Below are 24,291 nucleotides of genomic sequence, written 5' to 3' on the forward strand. Positions count from 1 at the left end.
AGACCTGCTCGACGAGATCACCACACTGGACACCAAGATGAAAACCGCGGAGAAACAACTGTCCGCCGTCCTGGCCGGCACCGGCAGCCGACTGCAGAACCTCCGCGGGATCGGCCCGCTCGGCGCCGCCCGGCTACTCGCCGACGTCACCGACATCAGCCGCTTCGCCAGCCGCGGACACTTCGCCTCCTACAACGGCACCGCACCCATCGACGCGTCCTCCGGCGACAACATCCGCCACCGCCTGTCCCGCAAAGGCAACCGCCGCCTCAACCGGGTCCTGCACATCGCCGCCCTCGCCCAAATCCGCCACAACAGCGAAGGACGCGACTACTACCAACGCAAACTCGCCCAAGGCAAAACACCCAAAGAAGCCACCCGCGCCCTCAAACGACGCCTGTCCGACCTCGTCTGGCGACAGATGACCACCGACACCACCAAAACCACACCCAACGACACAACCCCGGACGGGCCCGGGAGGACACCCGGGGGCGACTCTGAAATCCAGCGCGGCCGACTCAACCCCGAAATCGACACTTCGGACAAGTCACAACCCGAACCCGCCACCCCAAGCCTAAACCACCCCACACTCCCAGCACCCCTTGACAAAGGGGTACCGGGAGCGACGGTCCGTACCCACCACCCAGCTACGATCCCCAGCTCTTGATCTTGATTTATGAACGCTCCGGCGAGCGACCACCGATCGTGATCATGGAAGCTCCTGGGGGATCGCGACCACGTCGACGAAGGCGTTGCGGCGGAGGACGGTGATCGGGAGGTCGGCGCCGATGGCCGGGCCCAGCATCAGCCGCTGCAGCGCCTGCACCGTGCCGGTCGGGCGGCCGCCCGCGGTGACCAACACGTCGCCCAGGTAGATCCCGGCCAGGCCGGCTGGGCTGCCCGGAACCACCTCGACGACCCGCAGGCCGTGCTTCTGGCCGAGGCGTTCGGCCAGCGGTGGCGGCAGCGGGACCGGCACCCCGGCGACGCCCAGCCAGGCCCGGCGGACCCGGCCGTGTGCGAGCAGTTCGCCGATGATGTGCCTGGTCGGCTCGTTGATCGGCACGGCCAGGCCCAGCCCGTACCCGGCGACCGCGGTGTTGACACCGACCACCTGGCCGGCCGAGTCGGCGAGCGCGCCACCCGAATTGCCCGGGTTGAGGGCGGCGTCGGTCTGGATGACGTTGTCGATGATCCGCAGCCGGCGGCCGTCCCGGGCGGGCAGCGACCGGCCCAGGCCGGAGACCACGCCCGCGGTGACCGAGCCGGCCAGGCCCATCGGGTTGCCGACGGCGACGACCAGCTGGCCGATGCGCAGCTTGTCGGCGTCGCCGAGCGGGGCGGCCGGTGCGCCCGGGTGATGCACCCGGACCACGGCCAGGTCGGAGAGGGGATCCGCGCCGACCAGGTCGAAGCGGGAGTCGGTGCCGTCGGCGAACGCGGCCGTGCCGCCGTTGCTGCCGCTGACGACGTGAGCATTGGTGAGCAGGAAGCCGTCGTCGAAGGTGACCGCCGACCCGGCGCCACCCCCGCGAGGGGTACGCACGGACAGGGCGGCGACGGACGGCAGGAGGCTGGTGGCGACACCGGTCACCACGCGGCTGTAGGCGTCGAGGGCCTCTTCGGTGTCCATGTTCGGAGTCAACGCCGCGCTGACCGGCGTCCATGTCGCCTGGCCGTACGCCCTGGGCGAACGGGCCTAGTTACGGTCCGTGGGGACAATCGCACAGAAAGTCCGATCGGTGCGGGGGCGGCGGCGGTTGTATGTGTCGTGACGGAAGTCGCCACGACCGTTGAACTACGGAGGGGGAGGAATGGTCACAGCCGACCGGACTGAGCTCGCACCGGCCGATGTGGTGGACCCTCTGCTGTGGCAGGACGCGCAGCAGATGCTCGGCCGGCACCAGGAGCCCGACCCGGACGGCACCTGCGTCTGGTGCGGATGGCGGTGGCCCTGCGCACCACGCCGCCTGGCCGAACGCGCGGCGGCGGCGTCCCGGCGCCCGTGGCGCGAGGCCTGGACCCTGCGGCACGACCTGAACAGCATCCGCGCCATGCCCGGCGTGGACGACACCCGCCACCGGCGCAACCGAGGCTCTTTCCGCTGACACAACTCCACACCAGAGTCCGCGGACGGACCGTCCCGGGGATGCTTGACCGTCCCCCGGCAAGGACCGAACCCTTTCGGCCCCGGGACCCCGTCCAACGGCGGTGAAGCCGTTGTGCCCCGCCAGCACAACGGCCTCCCGCACCCAGACCCGCCCACAACGGATACGACCGGCACGCCTCCGCCGGTCCGCGCCTCCGGCCAGGCGCAACCCCCGGTTTGGGCGGGCACGGTTGGCGGGGACGCGTGACCAGGTTCCCCCGCATTCACGGTCACGCGCCCCCGCCATCAAAACTTCCGGCCCGCTGCCGGCCCCGCTAGGGGCGGCGCAAGGTGTAGCGGATGTGTTCGACCTTTTCGTTGCCCATCGTTTCCACTCGGGAGGCGCCGTCGGGGTGCCAGCCGCCCTGTTCGTAGAAGCGGCGGGCCCGCGTGTTGCGGGGCAGGACCCAGAGGACGGCGTGGGGGCCCAGGTGGGTCAGGGCGTCCTCCATCAGCAGACGGCCGACGCCGGTGCCGACGTGAGCCGGGTCGACGTGGATGGCGTACAGCTCGAGGACGCCGTCGTCGTGGGTCGGGCCGATGTAGGTGAAGCCGACCAGCTCGTCGTCGGCGGTGGCCACGGTCAGGCGGTGGGTGGTCTGCTCCCATTTCCAGCGTTCGGTCCACCACTCGCTCAGACGGCCGTCGCCGCCGAAGGTCAGCGTCTCGGGGCGGAGGATGTCGCGGTAGGCGGCGGCGCGGGAGCGGTAGTGCAGGTCGCCGACCCCGGCGAGGTCAGAGTTCCGTCCGGCTCGCAGCTGCACGTTCGTCATCGTTCGAAACTAGCCGCGCCGGAACCGGGACCCGCATCAGGTCGTCGGCCACCACGATGGTGCCGTCGAACTGCTCGGCGGCCTCGTCGAGGAAGGCGGCCGGCTCGGTGTAGCGCTGCGAGAAATGGGTCAGGACCAGCGTGCGTACGCCCGCCTCACGCGCCACCGCGCCCGCCTGCCCGGCCGTCAGGTGACCGACCTGGGCGGCCAGGGTGGCGTCCTCGGCGAGGAAGGTCGACTCGATGACCAGCAGGTCGACGCCCTCGGCGAGTTCGTAGACGGCGTCGCACAGGCCGGTGTCCATGATGAACGCGAAGCTCTGACCGGGGCGCGGGGCGCTCACGTCGTCGAGGTGCACGGCCCCCAGCCGGCCGGTGCGCTGGAGCTCGCCGATCGCCGGGCCACGGATGTTGTACGCGTCCAGCAGCGCCGGGATCATCCGCCGCGAGTCCGGTTCCTGCAGGCGGTACCCGTACGTGTCGATGACGTGCCGGAGCGGCAGAGCCGTGAGCCGCCCGGCCCGGGTCTCCACCGCGAAGCCCGCGTCGACCGGCTCGACCAGCAGATCGGCCTGGTCGTAGAAGCTGGTGGCGTGCCGCAGCCGGTCGAAGAACACCCGTCCGCCGGCCGGGAAGTGCACGGCCACCGGGTGTGGGACGCGGTCGAGCGAGATGCGCTGGATGACGCCGGGCAGGCCGAGGCTGTGGTCGCCGTGGAAGTGGGTGACGCAGATCCGGGTGAGCGGGGTGACGGCCAGGCCGGCGTGCAACATCTGCCGCTGGGTGCCCTCGCCCGGGTCGAACAGGATGATCTCGTCGTCCCAGCGCAGCACGTACCCGTTGTGGTTGCGGTAGCGGGTCGGCACCTGGCTGGCGGTGCCGAGGACGACGAGCTCGCGCATGGCACCCCGATCCGGACCGGACATAGAAGCGACCCCTGGGGACTTCCACGCCGCAGCATGGTCCGGTCGGACTAGGCCGGATCCCCAGGGGTCGGGTGGCTATCTTGAATTCGCCGCACCGCTGCCACACGGTCTCGACGCACTACAGGCTGCCAGAAAGCAGCCGACGAAGCTGTCAAGGACAGCGGCTAACGGACAGCCACCTCACGAGTCCCGTTGCTATACAACTTCGGACCACCTCCCTTCACGTGTACGGCCACGTTAACCACCCGAGAGGCGTTCCGACAACGTCTTTAGGACCACTAAAGCCGCGGGAATGCGCGGGGAGACATGTCGCCGCCCTCGACCGCCATCGCCGCCGGGCCGACGAGCTGCGGGTCGGGGGTGCCGACCACCTCGTGATCCTTGCCGGTGTAGTCGAAGCGGTTCAGCACGTAACGCATCGCCTCGAGGCGGGCGCGCTTCTTGTCGTTGCTCTTCACCACGGTCCACGGGGCGTCGGCGGTGTCCGTGTAGAAGAACATCGCCTCCTTGGCCTCGGTGTAGTCGTCCCACTTGTCCAGCGAGGCGAGGTCCATGGGTGACAGCTTCCACTGCCGGACCGGGTCGACCTGGCGGATCGCGAACCGGGTCCGCTGCTCGCTCTGCGCCACCGAGAACCAGAACTTGACCAGGTTGACGCCCGAGCGGACGAGCATCCGCTCGAGCTCCGGGGCCTGCCGCATGAACTCCAGGTATTCCTGGCGGGTGCAGAACCCCATCACGCGCTCCACGCCGGCCCGGTTGTACCAGGACCGGTCGAACAGCACGATCTCGCCGGCCGCGGGCAGGTGGCTGATGTAGCGCTGGAAGTACCACTGGGTGCTCTCGCGCTCGCTGGGCTTGGCCAGGGCGACCACCGAGGCGCCACGCGGGTTGAGGTGTTCCATGAAGCGCTTGATCGTGCCGCCCTTACCGGCGGCGTCCCGGCCCTCGAAGAGGACCACCAGACGCTCGCCGGTCTCCTTGAACCAGTTCTGCAGCTTGAGCAGCTCGATCTGGAGCAGGCGCTTGTCGTGGTCGTAGTGGTGGCGGGCGAGGCGCTCGTCGTACGGGTAGTCCTCGCGCCAGGTGTCGACCGGGGTGCCGTCCGCGTTCAGCAGCACCGGGTCGTCATCGTCGTCGTCGGCCACCCGGTAGCCGCCGAGCGCCTTGTTCGCACCGTGGTAGGGCTCGGTGGTCCCGTCGTCCGGAATCTCGGTGCCGTTGTCTTCCGCCTCCGCCTGCATACCCGGTTCCTACCCAGTCGTGGCGACCGCACGCCGACCGGAAGGTGGCCTGGAGGTTAACTAGCCCAGCCAGGAGCGCAGCGAGCGCTTCCGGGACAGGCGGGTCACGTACGGCAGCTCGCCCAGGGTGTCGTACCCAATCCGTTCCTGCCGCGCCCAGAGCACCCCGTACTCGAAGGTGTCGCCGAGGTCGCGCAGAATCTCCCGGGCCACCACCGAGTCCTGGTGGTTGCCGAGCACGTCCTGCAGGTCGGTCAGCCGCTTCACCAGTCGCTTGCCCGGCTTCCCGGCGCCCGGTGCGAACACCTCGACCGCGTAGCGGGCCTGCTTGTACGCCTTCCGCGCCTCGTGCAGCGGCTCGTCCTGGCCGTTGAGGGTGGCCTCGTCGAGCAGCCGGTCGGCCTTGTCCAGCGCCTGGCCGACCCGGCGGATCGGCTTGGACTCGCCGCCGTCCCAGCCGGCGATGAGCCCGTCGATCGCGTCCAGCAGCCGGTAGTAGCGCTCGCCGTTCAGGTCGTCGTCGAGCTGCCGCCGGCCCTCGGCGATCTTGGTGTCGAGATGGTCGCGGACCCGCTCGGCCACCGGGGCGAACTCCTCGCCCTCGGCCTCGACCGCGGCCAGTAGCTTGCCCTCCAGCACCTGCCCGTCGCGAACCTCGCCGAGCGACCCGGCCAGCCACTTCAGCTCGCCCTTGAGGAACTCGACGGAGTCCGGCGGGAACGAACGCTTGAACGTCTTCAGGGTGCTGCGCAGGCGGCGGGTGCCGACCCGCATCTTGTGCACGGCCTCGGCGTCGCCGCGGCGGACACCCGGATCATGTTCCAGGATGGCTTCGCGCTGCTCCCGTACGTACCCGAGAACCGGGTTCGGCTTGATCTTCTTGCGTTGCGTCGTGGCCTTGAGGCGCCCGGCCAGCGCCCGCGCCAGCTTGGACGGGCCGTCGGCGGGTGAGGCGCCGGCCGCGAGCAGGAGGCGCTCCATCTCGTCGAGGAGCTTGCGGTCGCCCTGCTCGGTGAGCTCGACCTCGACCTCCTGCCAGGTCTGGGCCACCCCGTCGGTCTCCGCGGTCACCGTGTCCTGCGCGATCAGGGCGCGGGTGCGGCCCTTGTCGTCGCGCACGGGCGTCTCGAGGCGATGGGTACGCAGCCGCGCGACCGGCCGCAGCGGATTGTCCCGGACCAGCGCCCGGACCTCCTTGAGCAGGTCGGTGGGCACATCGTCGGCGCTCCGCCCCAGCGGCAGCCGATGTTCGGTGCGCGACGAGCCGTGGCCCGGCGTCTTCAGATGCCAGCCCGCGTCCGACCCGCCGGTGCGCCGCCGCAACGTGCGCTCATGGTGGGCGAGCCGCAGGTCGGCCGTGTCGAAGTAGGTTGCGTCCAGCTCGTGCGTCGCGCCGTCCCCCGCCCCCGGCAGGTCCGGCAGCACGAAGTCGGCCGGCACGTCGTACTTCCGCTCGGTCTCCGTACTGATCTGCATCCTGTCAATGTTGCCCGCCGCGCCGGGCGCGGCACAGCCCATCCCAATTTCTCAGTTGTTCGTCCGGTGGCCCTCAGCGGAATCACAGTTATCGCTCGCATCCTTGGACACAGACCCCTCGGGGTCGGCCGGCCGTCCCCCGTGCGTGCCAGGCGGCCCCGAGGCTCACACGAGCGCCGCTCCGACCGCCGCCCCGGCCGGAGCGGCGCTTTGCGTCCCCCTCAGACCGCCAGATTGCTCTTGGCGCGCAGGTCTCAGACCGGCAGGTTGCTGCGGCTGCGCAGGTAGAGCGCCCGTGCGTAGTAGGCGTTGGCGGCCCCGAAGTACATCGTCGCGAGGCCGGTGTGAAACGAGTTGTCGGTCAGCGCGTTCTTGGCCCGGGCGTCAGCCGCCCACCGGATCTCGGCGTCGGTCTCGTTGATACCGCGCCGCGCACAGACCTGCCGGTTGATCTCTTTCCCTCGTTTGAACCGCTCCAGCGCGGACTCAGCCTGCCGCATCATCGCCCGCGCCTTCTCCAGCAGCGACTCCGCAATCGCCCAGGCGACCCGCTCGTCATCATTGTGAAACCCGGGCATATCGCACCCCCCCGGTCGTCCGTTCTCTCCATCCCAAGTCTCATCGCGATGTCCGCACATGTCGATCTTTTACCCCCACAAGGGTCAAAACCTTCTCCGGGTACGCCCAACGCCCGCAAAGCCTGCCGCGACGCAGCAGCGCCAGCCGAGCAGGGCGCGTAACCCGCCACACCACCCCGTGCGGGGCCGCCTGACGCAGGCCGACCCTCACGGCGGCACCCACGTCAGCCGGCGCCCCGGAAGGCGCTCAGCTGGCGTCGTCGGCGCGCAGCGGGACGATCTTGGCGGGTGCGGCCTCGGTCAGCTGGCGGAGCGCGTAGACGATCTTGTCGGCCGGCAGCGGCTGGCAGAAGTGGTAGCCCTGCGCCACCGTGCAGCCCAGTTCGAGCAGTGCCACCCGCTGTTCGGCCGTCTCCACGCCCTCGGCGACCACCCGGGCGCCGAGCCGGCCGCCCAGTTCGACCGCGCCGCGTACCGCCGCCTCGGCCGCCGGGGAGTCGATCATGCCGTCGACGAAGGAGCGGTCGATCTTGAGTTCGTCGACGCAGACCCGGGTGAGGAAGGTCAGGGACGAGTAGCCGGTGCCGAAGTCGTCGACCGAGAGCTGCACCCCGAGGTCCCGCAGGCCGGCAAGCACCTCGTCGACGACCTCCTGGTCGCTGACCGCCACCGACTCGGTGATCTCCAGGACCAGCTGGCCGGGCGGCGTGTGGTTGCGGCGGAGCAGGTCGGACACCTGGGCCGGCAGGGTCGGGTCGAGCAGGCTGCGGGCCGAGATGTTGACCGAGACGGGCAGGTCGAAGCCGGCCCGCGCCCAGCTCGCGGCGGCCGCCAGCGAGCGGTCGAGGACATAGCGGGTGAACGCCCCGAGCAGCTCGCTGCGTTCGACCATGGGGATGAAGTCGTTGGGGGAGAGGTGGCCGCGCCGGGGGTGCTTCCAGCGGGTCAGCGCCTCGACGCCGGTGGGCGCGCCGCTTTCCAGGTCGACGGCCGGCTGGAGGGCCAGCACGATCTGGTCGGTGGCCTGGAGGGCGTCGCGGAGGTCGGCGAGCAGGGCCAGGCGGTCGGTGGAGCCGAGGTCGCGGGCGCTGTCGTAGGTGCCAACGGTCAGCCCGAGCTCCTTGGCGTGTTGCAGGGCCAGGCCGGAGCGGCGGATCAGCTCGGCCGCGTCACCGAGGCCGGCGGGAGTGACGACCACGCCGATGGTGGCTTCGACGGAGAGGCGTACGCCCGCCACCTCCATCGGCTGGGCGATCTGTTCGGCCAGGTCACGGGCCCGGCGGACGACCTGGGGCAGCGGGTTGGGCGCCTCCTGGAGCCGGGACGCCGAGTCGGTGAGGGCCAGCAGCGCCGGCATCAGCACCGCGAACTCGTCGTCGCCGACCCGGGCCACCAGCTCGCCCTCGCGGGCCAGGTCGGTGATCCGCTCGGCGATGACGGTGAGCACCTCGTCGCCGGAGCGGTGCCCGAGGGTGTCGTTGACCTCGCGGAAGCGCCGCAGGTCGAGCAGCATCAGGGCGACGTGCCGTTCGCGGGCGACGGCCCGCAGCGCGCGGTCGCCGTCGCCGAGCAGCGCCGACCGGTTGAGCAGGCCGGTGAGCTGGTCGCGGACGTCGTCGCGGGCGACCCGCGCCTCGAGCTGGGTCAGGCGCTCGTGGGAGGCGGCGTCGTGCAGGGCGCCGGCCAGCGCGTCGCCGTACGCGGACACCGCCAGCTCGTCCCGGGTCACCGGCAGGGTGGGCTCGGACAGCCAGACGGTGAGTTCGCCGACGGTGGCGCCGGCCACCATCATGGTCCGGGTGATCACCGGGCCGGGCAGGCCGGAGGCGGCCACGTCCTGGCCGGGGGCGTCGTCGTAGTAGCGGCGCAGCCCGCCGCCGGGCCGCCGCAGCTCGATCTCGACCCGCCGGGCGCCGAACACGTCCATCGCCCCGCTCAGCCCGGCCGCCACCACGTCGGCCTCGACCAGGCCGGGCAGCGCGGCGGTGGCCTTGGCGAACGCGGCCCAGACCCGGCGCTCCTCCTCGGCGACCAGGTGGTGCCGGTAGGTGCGCTGGAGCAGCCACAGCGCGGGCGGGAAGGCGAGCAGCCAGAGCGGCTCGTGGAGCAGCACCCAGAGCCCGAGCAGGGCGATCAGCACGTTGCCGACCAGCATCGGGATCTTGGCGTTGAGGGCCCGGCCGAGGATCTGGCCGGCCGAGGCGTCGCGGTGCAGGGCCAGGGTCAGGGTGGCCAGGCCGAGGGTGATGACCAGGTAGGTGCAGGCGCCCGCGACCATGCCGACCAGCTGGCGGGTGTCGTCGAGCCCGGCCCCGGCGCCGACCAGGGTGGACACCAGCGCCGCGCCGGCCGCGCCGACGGTGAGCGAGGCGGCCAGGTGGACGATGTCGGCGATCGAGCGGTGGTCGCTGAGCCAGGAGATCAGGAGCCAGGCCCCGGCCGCGCCGACGAAGGTGGCCAGCGGCAGCCAGCCGGACGGCACCAGAGCCGAGCCGATGATGAACGCGGCCTCGCCCCAGGAGACACTCACCGTGCCGCGGCCGAGCCGGAACCGGAGCCGCGCGAGTTGTCCGCCGGCGACGACGGCGGCGGCGACACCGAGCCCGCCGAACGCCGACATCGGTGCGCCGTCGGGCGCCGGGCCGGTCGTGAGGAGCCCGGTGGCGATGAGGGTGATCGCGGCGATGAGGACGGTCGCGTACAGCGCGAGAACCTGTCGCGGCCGGCCGGCGAGACCGAACCGATCGGCCGCCGGAGCCGTATTGGTCAGGGAGGACATCACCATCGGAGCCCCCCGACCACCTGCTCCGGAGTGCTGATCAACATCGGCACTCGCGGATGCACGTGCATCTGCAGTGGAGGAAGCGGCGGGCGGAATGTGGTCGACATCGGCGCCCCCTTCCGCACAGGGTCCCGGGGCATTCAAGCCCCCGGCGGAAGGCTAAGCCAATCCTCGGGAAGACAACAGGGGTCGGCGGAATGTGATCGTCGATCTCCGCTGTGTAACGGAGGGTGATGACCGTCCATGAAGGCCGTCCGGCCACTGTGGACGGCTGATCACCCCGTCGTCGCTACTTCGCCCCGCCGTCCGATGCGGCCGGTCGGTCGTCCGGCTCGACGCCTCTGACCTGCGGTTCTGTCTCTACGATGGTCGAACGCGATCGATCATCGTCAGCGGACGGAGCCGTTTCGACGTTCTCGTCGCCAGGCTCGCCGGCCGCCGGTTCGGCCGCGCCGGGCTTCCGCTTCGATGCATCGACGTTGTCGAAACTGTCGGGAAGCCGACGCAGGCGCTTGTTCATGTTGCGAATCAGCAGAACAGTCGCTATGGCCATCAGCACAATGATGAAGGCGCCCATCGGGCCGGCCAGGCCGCCCTCGCGGGTATCGCCGAAGTTGTTGACCGCTACGAAGTCCACGTACTGAGAGTAACCCTGTTTATCTGGTGGCGAACGCGGTGCCCCGGATGCCCGCGAACAGGTCGGACTCGGGGACCGGGCTGTCGACCAGCGAGCGGGCCAGTTCGAAGTCTTCGGTCGGCCAGACCTTCTGTTGCAGGTCGAGCGGCACCTTGAACCAGAAGCCGTCCGGGTCGACCTGGGTGGCGTGGGCGCGCAACGCGTCGTCGCGGACGCCGAAGTATTCCCCGCACTCGATCCGCGTGGTGATCTTGTCGCCCCGGTCGTCGCGGTCGACCCACTTCTCGAGCATCTCGCCGTACGGGGACTCGAACCCCTGCTCGATCATGCCCTCGTGCATGGCCAGCATGCGCGCCTTGATCCAGCCGGAGTTGTAGTAGAGCTTCAGCGGCTGCCACGGCGCGCCCAGCTCGGGGTGGGCCTCGGGGTCGCCGGCCACGTCGAAGGCCACCACCGAGATCTTGTGGCACATGATGTGGTCGGGGTGGGGGTAGCCGCCGTTCTCGTCATAGGTGGTCATGACGTGGGGCCGGAACTCGCGGATCAGCTTGACCAGGGCCAGCGCCGCCTCCTTGGGCTCCTGGAGGCCGAAGCAGCCCTCGGGCAACGGCGGCAGCGGGTCGCCCTCGGGCAGGCCGGAGTCGACGAAGCCGAGCCAGTCCTGCTTGACGCCGAGAATCTCGCGCGCCCGGTCCATCTCGGCGCGGCGGATGTTGGTGATGTCGGCCAGCACCTCGGGCCGGTCCATCTTGGGGTTGAGCACGCTGCCGCGCTCGCCACCGGTGCAGGTCGCCACATGCACGTCGACACCCTCGGCGATGTACCGCGCCATCGTCGCCGCGCCCTTGCTCGACTCGTCGTCCGGGTGCGCGTGCACCGCCATCAACCGCAACTGCTCCGTCACCGCAAAGACCCCTCAGACCGGCCGTCGAGACTGAATCGACGCCCTGGAAGAATGAACACCTGCCATTCTGGCCGATCGCTAGGACAGAAATCGCACGAGAGGCGCCCCAGGTGAACGAGACGCGCGCCACAAACCCGGTCTTCCCGTCGGGCCGGTACGGCCATCGCCGCACGCCCGGCGCCCGCCGCCGGATCGTGCCGATCGTTTTCGGCGTCCTCGTCCTGGTCGCCTCGGTGCTGCTCACCGTCCAGCTCTACGGCCGGTACGGGCAGACCGACTACCAGTCGCGCATCGTCGGCTGGAGCAAGGACTCGGACACCCGGTTGACCGTCGAGTTCGAGGTCCGGGTCCCGGCCGGCGGGGCGGCGACGTGCGTCCTGCGTGCGCGCTCGTACGACGGCGCCGAGGTCGGCCGGCGCGAGGTGCGGGTGGCCAACCCGGGGGCGGAAGGGCCGATCACGGCCCGCGAAGACGTCCCGACCAGGGCTCGCGCGTCGCACGGCGACGTGGTCCGGTGCCGCGCTTCGAGCTGAGCTCGGTGCGCGTGACGCTGGTAGAGTTTGGGATTCGCTACATTCCGTGCCCTTCACCGAGGAGATCGACCGTGTCCAGTTCAGAGGCCTCGAAGACCTGGCTCTCGCAGGAGGCTTACGACCGGTTGCAGGCCGAGCTCGACGAGGCGATCGCTGCTCGTCCGGCGATCGCGGCCGAGATCAACGCCCGCCGCGAGGAGGGCGATCTTCGTGAGAACGGCGGCTACCACGCCGCCCGTGAGGAACAGGGCAAGGCCGAGGGCCGCATCCTCTATCTCAAGGAACTGCTGCGCACGGCCGAGGTCGGCGAGCCGCCGGCGTCCGGCAACGTCGCGCCGGGCAGCGTGGTCACCATCTACTTCGACGACGACCAGAGCGACACCGAGACGTTCCTGCTCGGCTCGCGTGAGATCGCCGCGACCACCGACCTGACCGTCTACAGCCCGGAATCGGCGCTGGGCACGGCGATCCTCGGCGCCTCCGAGGGTCAGACCGTGACCTACACCGCGCCCAGCGGCTCCGACATCAAGGTCACCGTGGTCAAGTCCGAGCCGTACGGCGGCTAGGACCTACGGCACCGAGTACTGCATGGCGGGGTGCTGCCCGGGCAGCATGGTGATCTGATAACCGCTGTCCCGCAGCGCCCCGATCAGCGCCTTCGAGTGGTCCGGTCCGCGGGTCTCCACGGACAGGGCCACCTCGACCTGGCCGAAGGCGAGCCGCGGGTTCTGTCGCGAGTGCTCCACATCGACCACGTTCGCCCGGTGCTGGGCGATCTTCGACAGCACCCCGGCCAGCTCGCCGGGCTGGTCGCCGCAGCGCACCGTGAGCCGCAGGAAGCGGCCGGCCGCCGCGAGACCGTGCTCGATCACCCGGAGCAGCAGCATCGGGTCGATGTTGCCGCCGGAGAGGATCGCCACCACCGGCCCGGGTGTCGCCGGCCGATGCGTACGAAGGGCGGCCACCGCGGCCGCGCCGGCCGGCTCGACCACCATCTTGTGCCGTTCCAGCAACATCAGCAGCGCCGCCGACAGGTCGTCGTCGGTGACCGTGACGATCTCGTCGACCAGCTTGCTGACGTGGGCGAAGGTGAGATCGCCGGGCCGCAGCACGGCGATGCCGTCGGCGATGGTGTCGGAGGCGGCCAGCTTCTGGGGCGCGCCGGCGGCCAGTGAGGGCGGGTACGCCGCCGCGCCCGCCGCCTGCACCCCGATGATCCGGATGTCCGGCCGCAGCGCCTTGGCCGCCACCGCCACGCCGGAGACCAGCCCGCCGCCGCCGACGGCGGTGATGATCGTGCCGGCCTCGGGGCACTGCTCGAGGATCTCCAGGCCGACCGTGCCCTGCCCGGCGATCACGTCCGGATGGTCGAACGGGTGGATCAGCACCGCGCCGGTCCGCTCGGCGAAGGCGGTCGCCGCCACCAGCGAGTCGTCGACGGTGTGTCCGGCGTACTCGATCGAAGCGCCGTATCCCTTGGTCGCGCTGACCTTGGGGAGCGGCGCGCCCTCGGGCATGAAGACGGTGGCGTGGGCGCCGAGCATCCCGGCGGCCAGCGCGACCCCCTGGGCGTGGTTGCCGGCGCTGGCCGCGACCACCCCGCGGGCCCGTTCCGCCTCGCTGAGCCGGGCGATCCGGGTGTAGGCGCCGCGCACCTTGTACGACCCGGCCCGCTGCTGGTTCTCGCACTTGAGGTAGGTGGGGACGCCCAGCATCGAGGTCAGCAGCCGGGACTCCTCCAGCGGGGTCCGGAGGACGACGCCGGAGAGCAGGTCACGGGCCTTCTCGATGTCTTCCAGCCGCAAAAGATCAAGGGCAGACATGCACCGATCGTCGCAGAACACGCACGATCGGTGCAGTCTCGTGGATCACTTACGCGTCGGTCGACGCCACCCCGACCGGGCAGGTCATGCCGTTGGGGCCGTGGTTGCAGTAGCCGTACGGGTTCTTCGCGTCGGACAGGTACTGCTGGTGATAGTCCTCGGCGTAGTAGTACTGGCCCAGCGCCGCGATCTCGGTGGTGATCTCGCCGTGGCCGGCCTTGGTCACCACCGGCTGGAAGGCCGCCAGCGACGCCTGCGCGATGCGCGCCTGCTCGTCACTGGTGGTGTAGATCGCCGAGCGGTACTGGGTGCCGACGTCGTTGCCCTGGCGCATGCCCTGGGTCGGGTCGTGGTTCTCCCAGAACTCCTTGAGCAGGCGCTCGTAGCTGATCTTGGCCGGGTCGTGCACCACCTGGACGACCTCGGCGTGGCCGGTCCGCCCCGAGCAGGTCTCCTCGTAGGTCGGGTTCGGTGTGCTGCCGCCGGCGTAGCCGACCGAGGTCGAGTACACGCCCGGCAGCCGCCAGAAGATCCGCTCCGCACCCCAGAAGCAGCCCATCCCGAAGACCGCGACCCCGAAGCCGTCCGGCCACGGGCCCTGCAGCGGGGTGCCCAACTCGGTGTGCTTGTCGGCCACCGGCATCCCCAGCAGGCGGCCGGCGAGGGCGGTCTCGGCGGTGGGCAGGTCGAGCTTCTTGTGCCGTAGGAACACGGTCACTCCCTTCATCCGGCAGGTGTAACGCCGGCGGCGCCCAGTTCCTTACCGATGCGCCCGGCGTACTCAGCAGCCTCGTCGTCGGACGCGTACTTGGTCCGCGGCCAGAAGAATCCGCGTAGTCCGTCACCCTTTGTCCGGGGTACGACGTGTGCGTGCAGATGTGGCACCGACTGTGACACGACGTTGTTCATCGCCACGAACGTCCCCTGCGCGCCCAGGGCCGCGGGCACGGCCGTCGCCACCTCTTGCACAAACGCGAAGAAACCGGGCAGAAGATCAGGATCAAGATCAATGAGCTGGGGTACGTGCGGACGCGGCACGATCAACACATGCCCCTTGAACACCGGGCGGATGTCGAGAAACGCCACGCCCGAAGGACGCTCGACCACCCGGAAGGCGGGCACATCTCCCGCCACGATCCCACAGAACAGGCAAGCCGCCACGGGTGAAGACTAGCCTTGCCGGTCATGAGCGCCGATCAGCACGGATTCGACACCCTCGCGATTCACGCCGGGCAGGAGCCGGACCCGCGGACCGGGGCGGTCGTCCCGCCCATCTACCAGACCAGCACATATGCGCAGGATGCGGTCGGCTCCCCGCGGCTGGGCTACGAGTACAGCCGGTCCGGCAACCCGACCCGCGACGCGCTGCAGGAATGCCTGGCCGCGCTCGAGGGCGGCCGCCGCGGCCTGGCCTTCGCCAGCGGGCTCGCCGCCGAGGACACCCTGCTGCGGGCGGTCTGCCGGCCGGGTGACCACGTGGTGATCCCCGGCGACGCGTACGGCGGCACCTTCCGGCTCTTCGCGAAGGTCGCCGAGACCTGGGGCCTCGACTGGACCGCGGTGCCGCTCGACGACCTGGACGCGGTCCGGGCCGCCTTCCGCCCCGGCCACACCCGGCTGATCTGGGCCGAGACGCCGACCAACCCGCTGCTGAACATCGCCGACATCCCGGCGCTGTCCGGCCTGGCCCACGAGTACGACGCCATGCTCGTGGTCGACAACACGTTCGCCTCGCCCTACCTGCAGCAGCCGATCGCGCTGGGCGCCGACGTCGTCGTGCACTCCACCACCAAGTACCTGGGCGGCCACTCCGACGTGATCGGCGGCGCCCTGGTCGCGGCCGACGACGGGCTCGGCGACGAACTGACCTTCTACCAGAACGCCATGGGCGCGGTCGGCGGGCCGTTCGACGCCTGGCTCACCATGCGCGGCATCAAGACTCTGGGCGTACGCATGGACCGGCACTGCGACAACGCCGAGCGGATCGCGCAGTACCTCCTCTCGCACCGCGCGGTCGCGGAAGTTCTGTATCCGGGTCTCGAGTCGCATCCCGGACACGAAACCGCCGCCAAGCAGATGAGCCGCTTCGGCGGCATGGTGTCGTTCCGCCTCGCCGGTGGCGCTGAGCAGGCCATCGACGTGTGCAACCGGACGAAGCTGTTCATTCTCGCCGAGTCGCTGGGCGGCGTGGAGTCGCTGATCGAGCACCCGGGACAGATGACACACCTCAGTGCTGCGGGCTCTGCGCTTGAAGTCCCCTCGGATCTCGTGCGACTGTCTGTCGGCATCGAGACACTTGAGGACCTGCTGGCCGATCTGGACCAGGCTCTGGGCGCCTCCTGAGGCTCATTCCGGCGAGAACGGGATACGCGATGGAATACGTACCGACCACGTTGGTGGGCGCCACCGCGAAGCAGATCGCGCGGGCCGTCCGCCGCGGCGACACCACGGCCACCCAGGTGGTCGCCGACCACCTGGAGCAGGTCGCGATCAGCGATCCGGAACTGCACGCGTTCCGGGTGGTGCGCGGCGGCGAGGCGATGACCGAGGCCGAGAAGGTCGACGACCAGGACGACCTCTCCAACCTGCCGCTGGCCGGGGTGCCGGTGGCGGTGAAGGAGAACACCGCGGTGGCCGGCCTGCCGACCTGGAACGGCTCGGCCGCGGTCCGCACCGCCGTGGCCGAGGAGGACCACGAGGTGGTCCGTCGGCTGCGCGGGGCGGGCGCCGTCGTGGTCGGCGTGACCCGGGCGCCCGAGCTGAGCCTGTGGCCGTTCACCGACGACGAGGACCACGCCACCCGCAACCCGTGGGCGCTCGACCGCACGCCCGGCGGCTCGTCGGGTGGTTCCGCCGCGGCCGTCGCCTCCGGCCTGGTGCCGATGGCGACCGCCAACGACGGCTTGGGCTCGATCCGCATCCCGGCGGCCTGCTGCGGGCTGGTCGGGCTCAAACCGGGCCGCGGCGTCGTCCCCTGCGACCTGGGCATCGACGGCTGGTACGGGATGGCCGAGAACGGCGTGCTGACCACCACGGTCGGCGACGCCGCCGTCGGCTTCAGCGTGCTCGCCGGCCGCCGCCCGGTGAAGCTGACCGAGCCGTCCCGCCTGCGGGTGGGCGTGTCATTGCGGTCACCGGTGGCCGGCAGCAAGGCCGACGAGCCCAACCGCAACGCCGTCGGCACGGCGGCCAAGCTCCTGGTCGACGCCGGCCACAGCACCCTGACGGCCGAGCCCGGCTACGGCGTCAAGCTGGGGCCCCAGGCCGTGGCGACCTGGCTGGCCTCGGCCCACCGCGAGGCCGAGGCGATGGGCGTCGACCTGTCGACCCTCCAGCCCCGCAGCCGCATGCACGCCAGGCTGGGCAAATTCATCCACAACCGAGGATGGGTACGCCAGGAGCAGCGCGACGCCTGGCGCGAGCGGGCGATCGCGTTCTTCGCCGACCGCAAGGTGGACGTGCTGCTCACGCCGGCCCTGGCCGGCCCGCCCCCGCCGGCCGAGGGCTGGGCGACCGGCAGCTGGCGCAAGAGCTTCCAGGCCAGCGCCCAGTACGCGCCGTACAGCGCGCCCTGGAACTTCGCCGGCCTGCCCGCCATCGTGGTCCCGGTGGGCACCCGCCCCGACGGCCTGCCGCTGGCCGTCCAGCTGGTCGGCCCGCCCGACTCCGAGGTGCTCCTGCTCTCGATCGCCGGCCAGTTCGAGATCCAGAACCCCTGGCAGCGCCTGGCCATCGTCTGACCGCACGAACGAGCGACCCCGGCCAGGTGCCGGGGTCGTTCGCGTGTCCGGGGCGGACCGCGGTCGTTTACCGGTGTGGCTCGGACATCTCGCGCCGATCAGACCTGGCTCTCACCCCGTCGAGGCGCCCCATGCCGTATCAGTCGAACAAGCACGGCGACAACTTCATGCAGAACATCTTCAAGTCGAAGACCGTTGTCGTCGGTTTCGGATCTCTCGCTGTCGCGGGGGTGATCATCACCGCTCTCCTGCTCTTCGGAAGTTCGATTCCCGCGGCCGCGAGCGAAGTGTGGTCGGCGATCACCGCCGACGTGACGGACGACCCCACGCCCGGCACGAAGGAGAAGAGCGGCGGCTGGGCGCCGCCCGCGTTCAAGCAGCCGGCCCGCGCCGAGGTGAGCCTCAGCCCGTCGAGCGGCCCGAAGGGCGCGCGGATCAAGGTCTCCGGCCGCAACTTCGAGCCCGGCGAATCCGTCTCGATCGAGGTCCACATGTACGAGGCCGCGGTGGTGACCGCGAACAGCGAGGGTTCCTTCTCGACCCGCATCACCATTCCGCCGGACACGTTCTGCCCGCAGGGCCAGTGCACCGTGACGGCGAGCGGCAACAGCAGCATCAAGTGGAACAACGCCCGCTACACGATCTCCTGACAGGAACCTCGCCATGGCTCGTGACAACCGGACCGCCGTCAAAGCAGGGCGGGTCGTCGCCCTCCTCGTGCTGGCCGTCCTGGCCGCCTACCTCTACACCGTAGGGCTGGAGAAGGCCAAGACCCTGGCCGCCATCGGTGGCGGGTTCATCGCGCTCGCCGCGCTGCTCGGCCCGTACCTCATGCCGGCCCGGCCGCCCGCCGCCGCGGACCGTCGCGACCCCGGGCCGGGGTTCGGCGGATCCGGACCGTACGACATGCGTAACTGGCAGGCGGTTCAGATCAATCAGAGTGGTGACAACCACCAGAAGAACGAGTTTCGGTAAGGGTCGTATGCTCTCGCACCCGGTTCGCAACCCGCGTTGTGCTCCGGATCATCGGTGGGCGGCCGATGACAGTCTTAGTCGAGAGGAGCTTCCCGTGCTGAGCAATGCCCCCGCCGCGCCCGCCCTGTTCCGGTCCCGTTCCCACCCGGACGGCGAGATCACCCGCCCGCCGACGGCGCCGTGCATCGTCGTGGTGGACGACGACGACGACATCCGCGACCTGCTCGCGATCAAGTTGCGGGCGGCCGGCTACCGCACGCTGACCGCGTCCGACGGCGATGCCGCGCTGGAATTGGCGGCCCGTGAGCGGCCCGACCTGATGATCCTCGACGTCTCGATGCCGGGCATGGACGGCCTGGCCGTGTGCACCCAGGTGCACCGCCAGGACGGGATGGCCGACGTGCCGGTGCTCATCGTCAGCGCCCGGGCCATGCCGTACGACATCGACCTGGGCCTGGCGGTCGGCGCCGACGACTACCTGACCAAGCCGTTCAGCCCGAACGAGCTGCTGACCCGGGTGCGAACGCTGCTCAACGCGGCCTAGGTTCGGCCCCGCTCGCGGCGGGACATCAGGTAGAGCACCGTCGCCGCCACGGCACCGGCGGCCACGGCCAGGATGAGCGCGGCGGTGGTCGGGGCCCGGAAGGTTCTCAGCAGGATGAACGTTGCCACGCTGACCAGGGCGGATGCGATCAGCTTGAAGTGGTCCATGCGGTGCTCAACGTGGTGTCCGCGGCGGGGATGCGACCTGGTCGTCATTGGTCACCCCGGTGCGGGAGGCAAGGAGTGGTCTGGCGTACCTCCGTCTGGTGAAGTTGATCGTCGGTGGCGGGATACGGTGAACGTATGGCCCGGCTTTCGGATGCGACCAGCCCTTATCTGCTTCAGCACGCGGACAACCCGGTCGATTGGTGGCCCTGGTCGGAGGAGGCGTTCGCCGAGGCGCGGCGGCGGGACGTGCCGGTGCTCATCTCGGTCGGGTACGCGGCGTGCCACTGGTGTCACGTGATGGCGCACGAGTCGTTCGAGGACGAGGCGGTCGCCAAGCTGATCAACGACGGCTTCGTGGCGATCAAGGTCGACCGCGAGGAACGGCCCGATGTGGACGCCGTCTACATGACCGCCACCCAGGCGATGACCGGGCAGGGCGGCTGGCCGATGACCGTGTTCGCCACCCCCGAGGGTGACCCGTTCTTCTGTGGCACGTACTTCCCCAAGGTGAACTTCACGCGGCTGCTGCAGTCCGTCGGCACGGCCTGGCGCGATCAGCGGGAGCAGGTCGTGACGCAGGGCGCGGCCGTCGTCCAGGCGATCGGCGGCGCGCAACTCGTCGGCGGGCCGACCGCGCCGATCTCGGCCGAACTGCTCGACCAGGCCGCGGCCGGGCTGATCGCCGAGCATGACACCCAGCGCGGCGGCTTCGGCGGGGCGCCCAAGTTCCCGCCGCACATGAACCTGCTCGCCCTGCTGCGACGCTTCCAGCGCACCGGCTCCGACGCCGCCCTCGAGGTGGTCCGGCACACCGCCGAGCAGATGGGCCGCGGTGGCATCTACGACCAGCTGGCCGGCGGGTTCGCCCGGTACGCGGTCGACGCGACGTGGACGGTGCCGCACTTCGAGAAGATGCTGTACGACAACGCGCTGCTGCTCCGGGCGTACACCCAGCTCTGGCGCCTGACCGACGACCCGTTCGCGCGACGCGTCGCCGACGAGACCGCCGAGTTCCTGCTGCGTGACCTGGGAACGCCCGAGGGCGGGCTGGCGTCGGCGCTCGACGCGGACACCGACGGTGTCGAGGGCCTGACCTACGCCTGGACGCCGGCCCAGCTTTCCTCCGCGCTGGGGCCATCTGACGGCGAGTGGGCCGCTGACCTGTTCGGCGTGACCGCCGGGGGCACGTTCGAGCACGGCAGCAGCGTGCTGGTGCTGGCCCGGGACATCGACGCGGCCTCGCCTGAGCTGGTCGCCCGCTGGCGGGACGTCCGGGCGCGGCTCCTCGACGCGCGAGCCCAGCGGCCGCAACCCGCCCGCGACGACAAGGTGGTCGCCGCCTGGAACGGGCTGGCGATCACCGCGCTGGTCGAGTATGCCCAGCTCACCGGTTTGTTCGGGGACGAGGCGGTGGCCCTCGCGTCGGTACTCGCCGAGCGGCACATCGTGGACGGCCGCCTGCGTCGCGTCTCCCGCGGCGGCGTGGTCGGCGCCCCCGCCGGGGTGCTCGACGACTACGGCTGCGTGGCCGAGGCGTTCTGCGCCGTGCACCAGCTCACCGGCGACGGGAAGTGGCTGACCCTCGCACGCTCGCTGCTCGACGTGGCGCTCACCCGGTTCACCACCGGCTCAGGCGGGTTCTACGACACCGCCGACGACGCGGAACGGCTGGTCACCCGGCCCGCCGACCCGACCGACAACGCCACGCCGTCCGGGTTGTCCGCGGTCTGCGCGGCGCTGGTGTCGTTCGCGGCGCTGAGCGGCGAGGAGCGCTACCGGGCGGCGGCCGACGCGGCCCTGGCGACGGTGGGCCCGCTGATCGGCGGTCACCCGCGCTTCGCCGGCTACGCGGCCACGGTCGCCGAGGCGGCGCTGTCCGGCCCGTACGAGATCGCCGTGGCTCTGGCCGAGAATGATGAATTGCTCACCGCGGCGCGGAAGCACGCCCCGCCCGGTGCCGTGATCGTGGCCGGCGCCCCCGACCGCCCCGGTGTGCCCCTGCTGGCCGAACGCCCCTTGCAGAACGGCGCGACCACCGCCTACGTCTGCCGCGGCTTCGTCTGCGACCGCCCCGCCACCACGGTCCCCGACCTCCTGGCCCGCCTGAACCCGTGACCGCTGGGCCCGCCCGTCCGCCGCCGGGCGCCCGCGCTCGCGTCGGGGTGATCAGTCGCATGATCAGATGCCGCCCAGACCGTTGCCGTTCACCGCATACCCCCCTCCCACATCGACGGATTTACCTCACTCTCACCCGGTTCGCGCAGCCAGGGCAACGCAAGAGTCGCCTCATTGACACCTTCATGCCTGCTTCGTCCGGCTGCCCCATTTCAAGATCCAGAGCGGCTTCCGCTTTTGCCGAGGCGCTTTCTCCGGCTCGCCAATTCGAGATCCGGAGCGGCTTCCGCCGAGGCGCAATTGCCGGCCTGCCACCCCAGATCAAGATCAAGAGCTTGATGTCGTAGCTGGGTGGGGTGTGCTGACCGCAGCTCCCGCCGAGGCCGGGCGCGCGGCTCCAAGGCCGTGGCCGGCCAGAACAGAGCCGCGCACCCTTCGTTCTGCGTAAGTGGTCACCCCTCCGGGCGCTCCGCGCCCAACCGCACCCCCGTCTCGCCGTTCCGGGCCTTGCCGTTCCCGGCCGCTTTGCGCCGAGCCGCTCCGCTTTGCGCCCAGCCCCTCTGCTCTGCCCAGCCGCTCCGCGCCAGACCCCTTCATGGGCGCTTTGCTCTGAGCGCATATAGGCACCACTTCGATGTTGGCGGTATCTGGATGTCGCGCCCATCCAAGTGGTGCCTATACGCGCTCAGAGCAAAGGGGCGAGGAGACGTTGGCTGGGGCGTGGCGGCTGGCGGGGTGGCTGGTCTCCAGGCAGGGATCGCGGCGTTTCGTCGGGCGGTGGGCCGCGCGATTCAGGTGCGGCGGGCGAAGAGCGCGGCGGGTGGAGGTTGGGTTGGGTGGGGTGGGGGTTGAGCTGGGGCGGGTCGCTAGGCTGTTCGGGTCATGGATGGTCGAACTGGGTTGCCCGTTGTGGGCATGGTTGGTGGCGGGCAGCTGGCGCGTATGACGCATCAGGCTGCTATCGCTTTGGGGCAGTCGCTGCGGGTGCTGGCGGAGTCGGCCGATGACGGGGCGGCTCTGGTGGCCGCGGATGTGCGGCTCGGGTCGCATCTTGACCTTGCGGCGTTGCGGGAGTTCGCCGACGGGTGTGACGCGGTCACGTTCGACCATGAGCATGTGCCGGGTGAACATATCCGGGCGTTGGAGAAGGACGGGTTCAAGGTCTATCCGTCGGCCGACGCGCTGATCTTCGCCCAGGACAAGGGGCGAATGCGGGAGCGGCTGGCCGCGCTGGGCGCGCCGATTCCGAACTGGCGGCGCCTGACCCACCTGACCGACATTTCGGAAATGTCGGAACGGCACGGCTGGCCGGTGGTGGCCAAGGCCGCACGCGGCGGGTACGACGGGCGCGGCGTCTGGATGTTGCACAGCCTCGAGGACGCGGAACCGCTGATCGGCAAGGACATTGTGCTCGAAGAGCGCGTGCCCCTGCGGCGGGAGTTGGCGGCACTGGTCGCGCGGTCGCCGTTCGGGCAGGTGGCGGCCTATCCGGTGGTCGAGACCGTGCAGCAGGACGGCATCTGTGTCGAGGTGATCGCGCCGGCGCCGGGGCTGTCCGACCAGCGGGCGCTCGAGGCGCAGCAGCTCGCCATCGACCTGGCCACCTCGCTCGGCGTGGTGGGGCTGCTGGCGGTGGAGCTGTTCGAGACCGACGCCGGACTGGTCGTCAACGAGCTCGCCATGCGGCCGCACAACTCGGGGCACTGGACGATCGAGGGCGCTCGTACCTCGCAGTTCGAACAGCATCTGCGCGCGGTGCTCGACTATCCGATGGGCGAGACCGCACTGACCGCCCCGGTCGTCGTGATGGCCAACGTGCTCGGCGGCGCTCCGGGTGGCATCTCGATCGACGAGCGGCTGCACCACCTGTTCGCGGAGGACCCGGGAGCGCGGGTGCACCTCTACGGCAAGCAGGTCCGGCCCGGCCGCAAGATCGGTCACGTGACCGTGCTGGGTGACGATCTTTCTTCGGTACGGGCGCGGGCCGCCCGGGCCGCCCGCTGGTTGCAGGAGGGCGAGTGATGAACCCGGTCGTCGGCATCATCATGGGCAGCGACTCGGACTGGTCCACGATGGAGGCCGCCGCGGTGGCGCTGGCCGAGTTCGAGATCCCGTTCGAGGTGGGCGTGGTGTCGGCCCACCGTACGGTCCGCAAGATGGTCGACTACGCCACCTCGGCGGCCGACCGGGGTCTCCGGGTGATCGTCACGGGGGCGGGTGGCGCCGCGCACCTGCCGGGCATGGTCGCGTCGATGACCCCGCTGCCGGTGATCGGCGTACCGGTCCCCTTGAAATACTTGGACGGCATGGACTCGCTGCTGTCGATCGTGCAGATGCCGGCCGGCGTACCCGTGGCGACGGTGTCGATCGGCGGCGCGCGCAACGCGGGCCTGCTGGCGGCGCGCATCCTCGGCGCGTCCGACCCGGTGATCCGCAAGCGGATGACCGACTTCCAGACCGGCCTCGAGCAGATGGTCACCGAGAAGGACGCCGCGCTGCGCGCCAAGCTGATGGGCTGACGGTTCGCCCGCCGGCCCATCATCGCCGGATCAGTACCAGCCGAGGAGCTGGGCGCCGTTCAGGCCGCCCGGTTCGGTGCGGGTGTCGAGGATCTCGGCGCCGTCGCGGGTGAGCCGGTGCAGCTTGCCGTTCGCCCGCAGCAGCAGGTCGCTGCCGGACATGAAGGTGATGTCGGCGGCCTTGGGGTTCGGGCCGGTCACCGCCGGCGGCAGGTCGATGTCGCGGCCGGTCTGCGCGTCGACCAGCCGGAAGCCGGTCCGCACGATGTCCGGGTCGGTGTTCAGCAGGCCGACCACCACGCGCTTGCCGTCGTCCGAGACGCCCTGCACGCTGAACCCGCCGGTCGGGCTCTCGTCCTTGTGGTCGAAGCTGCGCTCCAGGGCGCCGTCCGGCCCGGCGACCACGA

The 24,291-nt window shown here is 70.6% G+C and carries 25 protein-coding genes; 12 read left to right on the forward strand and 13 right to left on the reverse strand.

Annotated features, from left to right (window positions below; genetic code table 11):
- The coding region (locus AB0M54_RS23990) for a transposase (protein WP_364473784.1) at positions 1–667 on the forward strand (667 nt) is incomplete at its 5' end.
- 42 nt (positions 668–709) lie between these two features.
- Here the strand turns inward: AB0M54_RS23990 and AB0M54_RS23995 are convergent.
- A complete protein-coding gene (locus AB0M54_RS23995) occupies positions 710–1,633 on the reverse strand; it encodes a trypsin-like peptidase domain-containing protein (RefSeq protein WP_364473786.1) in 924 nt (307 codons plus the stop codon).
- A gap of 181 nt (positions 1,634–1,814) precedes the next feature.
- Here AB0M54_RS23995 and AB0M54_RS24000 point away from each other — a divergent pair, with 181 nt between their 5' ends.
- Positions 1,815–2,108: a hypothetical protein gene (locus AB0M54_RS24000; RefSeq protein WP_364318811.1), complete on the forward strand. Its 294-nt coding sequence runs from the start codon at positions 1,815–1,817 to the stop codon at positions 2,106–2,108.
- A 316-nt stretch (positions 2,109–2,424) separates the two neighbouring features.
- On the opposite strand, the gene AB0M54_RS24005 is transcribed toward AB0M54_RS24000, so the two are convergent.
- The 8 genes from AB0M54_RS24005 to mca all read right to left on the reverse strand — a co-directional run bounded on the left by AB0M54_RS24005 (position 2,425) and on the right by mca (position 11,468).
- Positions 2,425–2,922, reverse strand: a complete 498-nt coding sequence (locus tag AB0M54_RS24005; RefSeq protein WP_364318813.1) for a GNAT family N-acetyltransferase — start codon at positions 2,920–2,922, stop codon at positions 2,425–2,427.
- On the reverse strand, positions 2,885–3,823 hold the full coding sequence (locus tag AB0M54_RS24010) for a ribonuclease Z (protein WP_364318815.1): 939 nt from the start codon (positions 3,821–3,823) through the stop codon (positions 2,885–2,887). Before AB0M54_RS24010 ends, AB0M54_RS24005 begins: the two co-directional genes overlap by 38 nt.
- A 302-nt stretch (positions 3,824–4,125) precedes the next feature.
- Complete coding sequence (ppk2, locus tag AB0M54_RS24015) at positions 4,126–5,091, reverse strand: polyphosphate kinase 2 (protein ID WP_364473787.1); 966 nt, start codon at positions 5,089–5,091, stop codon at positions 4,126–4,128.
- 60 nt (positions 5,092–5,151) lie between these two features.
- Positions 5,152–6,567 carry a CYTH and CHAD domain-containing protein gene (locus tag AB0M54_RS24020; protein WP_364473789.1) on the reverse strand — a complete coding sequence of 472 codons (1,416 nt, stop codon included), beginning with the start codon at positions 6,565–6,567 and terminating at the stop codon, positions 5,152–5,154.
- A gap of 254 nt (positions 6,568–6,821) precedes the next feature.
- Positions 6,822–7,145, reverse strand: a complete 324-nt coding sequence (locus tag AB0M54_RS24025) for a hypothetical protein (RefSeq protein WP_364318821.1) — start codon at positions 7,143–7,145, stop codon at positions 6,822–6,824.
- A gap of 247 nt (positions 7,146–7,392) precedes the next feature.
- Positions 7,393–9,930, reverse strand: coding sequence for a bifunctional diguanylate cyclase/phosphodiesterase (locus tag AB0M54_RS24030; RefSeq protein WP_364473791.1), 2,538 nt, complete (start codon positions 9,928–9,930; stop codon positions 7,393–7,395).
- Positions 9,931–10,216: 286 nt separating this feature from the next.
- Positions 10,217–10,504 (reverse strand): hypothetical protein, encoded by a 288-nt coding sequence (locus tag AB0M54_RS24035; RefSeq protein ID WP_364474089.1) that lies wholly within the window; start codon positions 10,502–10,504, stop codon positions 10,217–10,219.
- 79 nt (positions 10,505–10,583) lie between these two features.
- Entirely contained in the window at positions 10,584–11,468 is an 885-nt protein-coding gene (gene mca / locus AB0M54_RS24040) for a mycothiol conjugate amidase Mca (protein WP_364473793.1), read from the reverse strand.
- Positions 11,469–11,578: 110 nt separating this feature from the next.
- On the opposite strand from mca, the gene AB0M54_RS24045 reads away from it, so the two are divergent.
- Positions 11,579–12,001 (forward strand): DUF4307 domain-containing protein, encoded by a 423-nt coding sequence (locus AB0M54_RS24045; RefSeq protein ID WP_364473795.1) that lies wholly within the window; start codon positions 11,579–11,581, stop codon positions 11,999–12,001.
- Positions 12,002–12,072: 71 nt separating this feature from the next.
- Positions 12,073–12,567: a transcription elongation factor GreA gene (greA, locus tag AB0M54_RS24050; RefSeq protein ID WP_364318829.1), complete on the forward strand. Its 495-nt coding sequence runs from the start codon at positions 12,073–12,075 to the stop codon at positions 12,565–12,567.
- A 3-nt stretch (positions 12,568–12,570) separates the two neighbouring features.
- On the opposite strand, the gene ilvA is transcribed toward greA, so the two are convergent.
- From ilvA to AB0M54_RS24065, 3 genes are read right to left on the reverse strand one after another with little or no spacing between them, the layout of a single operon-like run.
- A complete protein-coding gene (ilvA, locus tag AB0M54_RS24055; RefSeq protein ID WP_364318831.1) occupies positions 12,571–13,824 on the reverse strand; it encodes a threonine ammonia-lyase in 1,254 nt (417 codons plus the stop codon).
- 49 nt (positions 13,825–13,873) lie between these two features.
- Positions 13,874–14,536 (reverse strand): peptide-methionine (S)-S-oxide reductase MsrA, encoded by a 663-nt coding sequence (gene msrA, locus AB0M54_RS24060; protein WP_364473796.1) that lies wholly within the window; start codon positions 14,534–14,536, stop codon positions 13,874–13,876.
- A gap of 11 nt (positions 14,537–14,547) precedes the next feature.
- Positions 14,548–14,985: an HIT family protein gene (locus AB0M54_RS24065; RefSeq protein ID WP_364473798.1), complete on the reverse strand. Its 438-nt coding sequence runs from the start codon at positions 14,983–14,985 to the stop codon at positions 14,548–14,550.
- A 24-nt stretch (positions 14,986–15,009) separates the two neighbouring features.
- On the opposite strand from AB0M54_RS24065, the gene AB0M54_RS24070 reads away from it, so the two are divergent.
- The 5 genes from AB0M54_RS24070 (at position 15,010) to AB0M54_RS24090 (ending at position 19,083) form a co-directional block, all read left to right on the forward strand.
- Positions 15,010–16,167, forward strand: a complete 1,158-nt coding sequence (locus AB0M54_RS24070; RefSeq protein WP_364473800.1) for a cystathionine gamma-synthase — start codon at positions 15,010–15,012, stop codon at positions 16,165–16,167.
- A gap of 29 nt (positions 16,168–16,196) precedes the next feature.
- The gene (locus AB0M54_RS24075; RefSeq protein ID WP_364318839.1) at positions 16,197–17,564 is read left to right on the forward strand and encodes an amidase family protein; all 1,368 of its coding nucleotides are present in this window, start codon (positions 16,197–16,199) and stop codon (positions 17,562–17,564) included.
- 131 nt (positions 17,565–17,695) lie between these two features.
- Entirely contained in the window at positions 17,696–18,214 is a 519-nt protein-coding gene (locus tag AB0M54_RS24080) for a hypothetical protein (protein ID WP_364473802.1), read from the forward strand.
- Between the two features lie 13 nt (positions 18,215–18,227).
- Positions 18,228–18,539 (forward strand): hypothetical protein, encoded by a 312-nt coding sequence (locus tag AB0M54_RS24085; RefSeq protein WP_364473804.1) that lies wholly within the window; start codon positions 18,228–18,230, stop codon positions 18,537–18,539.
- A gap of 94 nt (positions 18,540–18,633) precedes the next feature.
- Positions 18,634–19,083 (forward strand): response regulator, encoded by a 450-nt coding sequence (locus AB0M54_RS24090; RefSeq protein ID WP_364318845.1) that lies wholly within the window; start codon positions 18,634–18,636, stop codon positions 19,081–19,083.
- On the opposite strand, the gene AB0M54_RS24095 is transcribed toward AB0M54_RS24090, so the two are convergent.
- The gene (locus tag AB0M54_RS24095; RefSeq protein ID WP_364318847.1) at positions 19,080–19,250 is read right to left on the reverse strand and encodes a hypothetical protein; all 171 of its coding nucleotides are present in this window, start codon (positions 19,248–19,250) and stop codon (positions 19,080–19,082) included. The genes AB0M54_RS24090 and AB0M54_RS24095 overlap by 4 nt on opposite strands.
- Before the next feature lie 135 nt (positions 19,251–19,385).
- On the opposite strand from AB0M54_RS24095, the gene AB0M54_RS24100 reads away from it, so the two are divergent.
- The 3 genes from AB0M54_RS24100 to purE all read left to right on the forward strand — a co-directional run bounded on the left by AB0M54_RS24100 (position 19,386) and on the right by purE (position 23,884).
- Complete coding sequence (locus tag AB0M54_RS24100; protein ID WP_364473806.1) at positions 19,386–21,365, forward strand: thioredoxin domain-containing protein; 1,980 nt, start codon at positions 19,386–19,388, stop codon at positions 21,363–21,365.
- 882 nt (positions 21,366–22,247) lie between these two features.
- Positions 22,248–23,387 (forward strand): 5-(carboxyamino)imidazole ribonucleotide synthase, encoded by a 1,140-nt coding sequence (locus AB0M54_RS24105; RefSeq protein WP_364473808.1) that lies wholly within the window; start codon positions 22,248–22,250, stop codon positions 23,385–23,387.
- On the forward strand, positions 23,387–23,884 hold the full coding sequence (purE, locus tag AB0M54_RS24110; RefSeq protein ID WP_364318852.1) for a 5-(carboxyamino)imidazole ribonucleotide mutase: 498 nt from the start codon (positions 23,387–23,389) through the stop codon (positions 23,882–23,884). Before AB0M54_RS24105 ends, purE begins: the two co-directional genes overlap by 1 nt.
- The last annotated feature ends 407 nt before the right edge of the window (positions 23,885–24,291 follow it).

The organism is Actinoplanes sp. NPDC051470, assembly GCF_040682035.1.
GTDB lineage: Bacteria > Actinomycetota > Actinomycetes > Mycobacteriales > Micromonosporaceae > Actinoplanes.